Source organism: Campylobacter portucalensis (assembly GCF_009690845.1).
Lineage (GTDB): Bacteria > Campylobacterota > Campylobacteria > Campylobacterales > Campylobacteraceae > Campylobacter_B > Campylobacter_B portucalensis.
In genome coordinates this window covers 1-2,750 of the sequence record NZ_VWSJ01000068.1, presented here as the reverse complement: position 1 = coordinate 2,750, position 2,750 = coordinate 1, and the positions used below count along the sequence as shown (strand labels likewise).

General features: G+C 27.0%; 1 pseudogene. It reads left to right on the top strand.

What is annotated here, in order from left to right:
• Positions 1-2,750: pseudogene (locus tag F1B92_RS08900) on the top strand (hypothetical protein); the annotation flags it as partial.

Here is a 2,750-nt window from a genome sequence, read left to right as displayed (position 1 = left end):
AGGCGAACAAGCCTTCTTAAATTTCGTAGCCTTCTCTACAGATTTATACATACCTGAAATTTGTTACGATTTAGAGATGTTTAATCAAGCTGGTGAAAGCTCAAGAAAAGATGGATTTGTTGCTTTACCAAATGAAATAATTAACAATCAAATAAGATTTCACTTCAAAGATAGTGCAAAAGCTAGTGAATCAGAAGGTGTTGTAGCTAAAGTAAGATTAAGTGATTACTTACACTACATAAATGATTCATCTAAGATAGATAACTCTTTAAGAAAAGATAAAGATTTTAGACAAGCTAATCTTAAATCCATCAAAGATAAAAAACCAGGCACTTATGATGAAAAAGGAAACTTAATACAAAATGAAGATAAAAATGTTATATATAATAAATTAGTTGCAAATAATCCAGCAACCAACAATTTAGCTAATAACGAATTTACAAACGGCAATAGAGCTATTGATTTTTATATCGGCCAAGGTGCTGATGGCTCTAAAGAACAAGGTGGCACTATTAAAAGGGGAGAAAACGTTTTTATCACCTATAAAACTAAAATAGTTGGTCACTATGAAGAGCCTAAATTTGGCTATAGTTTTGCTATTAATGGTAAGAAATTTGATTATGATTTAGATATGAAAAAATGTGAAGATAAAAACAACAACACCTTTACAAACATAATCAAGCTAACAAACGTAAGCGGTATGAAAATAGTTAATGAAAGTTGGCAAAAACCAGGAGATCCTGAAACTTTATACACTCAAATCGGTATGAAGCCATTTAATTTAAAATTTATCTATGATCCTAATGTTACAGAATTTAATGAAGATGATTTTGAAAGAATTTTTAGTAAAGATGAGCTTGAAAAAGATGTGTTTTGTAAGGGTAAAACAAATTGCAACTACGTAGTTGAATTTGATAAATTTAAAAAAGATAGAAAGCCTGCAAAAGAAGCTTTATTAACTGAGCAAAACAAACTCAAACAACTAAAAGATGAAAAAGAGGCATTTAAAAAAGAGATAGAAAAATTAGAAAAAGAGATTAAAAATTTAAAAACTAAAGGCAATAAACAAAAAGAAATTGCTAAAAAAGAAGAAGAAATCAATAAAAAGAAAAAAGAGATCGATAAAAAACAAGAAGAGATTAATGAACAAGAAAAAGTTGTAGATGAGAAACAAAAAGTATTAGATAAAATCCAAGAGCCAGTATATAATGAGTTTCAAAGAAGAAATGCAAGATTAAAAGGTATATTTAAAATCTCTCTAACAACAAAAGATTTCTATGATAAACAATTAGGAGATGATACACAAAAACATAAATCCTTATCTCAAGATACAAATTTACAGTATAAATTCTTCTCAGATTATAATACTGATAACAACAAATCAATCAAACCTCAAATAAACGAAAACCATATTAAAAATAATGCACACTTTTATTATGAATTCCGTCCACAAGATCAAAAACAGCAAAAAAATTATACCGATATAACAGGTGTAAAAATAGGTTTTGCAAGGAAAGATTACTCATTTATCATTACTTATACGCCATCAGGACTAGAAAGTATTGGTAGCTGCTATATTAAAAACAAATGTGAAGAAAAAATAAGAAAAGATGAACTAAATAAATGTAAAAAAGAGTGTGAAACTAAAAACGATATCAAAGATTATGAAGTATATTCTTTTAGCCCAACCCAAACCTTTGCAGTAAGACCAGCATATTTTAAACTAGATAGCACAAAAGCTAAAAATTTAGATAAAACTCTAATAAATAATAGTATCTCAAAAGAGTTTGAAAATTTAATCTACCCAGCAGATTCTAATGGTGATTATATGTTAGGTTATGATGCAAAACTAGAACCAAAAGAAGAAGATAACCAAACAAAACCTACAATATTCTCAGGCTTAAAAAACAATAGTAGCGTAAATAATATATATTATGATGAAAGCACAAATAAAACTCACTACAATACCTCAAAGCCTAAAAATTCAACTCATATATTGTGGCAAGAAGGAATTTACTCATCAAATAATTTATTTGTAGATTTCGATAAAAACATATCAAAAGAAAAAGATGAGTATAATAAAATAAATACTCTAAATGATTTAAGAAATAAACCTAAGCAATTTGCTAAAGTTGGCTTAAATTTAGATGGCAAAGATGAAGTTTTAAACTACTTCAATATTGGCTATACTAAATTTAGTATTACTGATTCTACTTGGGGTGATAACACAAAAGATAAATGCAATAAAGATAGTTATGATGAAAAAGATAAAAAAGTTGGTTGCTTGATAGGATTTGATGTAAAAGATGTAAATAATTCAATCAAAAAAGAGTTTTATAAGCAAAAAAAAGATTCAAAATCTTTTGAGTCAAATTTAACAGATAATAATATAACCTCTCGTGATTTCATCCTTAAATTTAAACCACAAAATTTAGATATAAATATCACAGGTATAAAAGATGAAAAAAATGGCACAGTAAATTTAAAAGACGTATCTTATACATTCTTTAACAACTCTCCTAAAGAGATGGGATCTATAATAGAACTTGATATAAATGCAAATAGTGAGTTTAATATCTTAGGTAAAAAACAAAAAATCATAGCAACTCTATATGATAAAAACTACTACGCAAATGATGTAAATTTTAGTTTAACGCTAGATTTTGATTGTGCTAAATTTAGTAGTGATGATAGATGCAAACAAGTTGATGGTAAAGCTAATATCTTTGATTCTAGAAAGCATAAAGTAA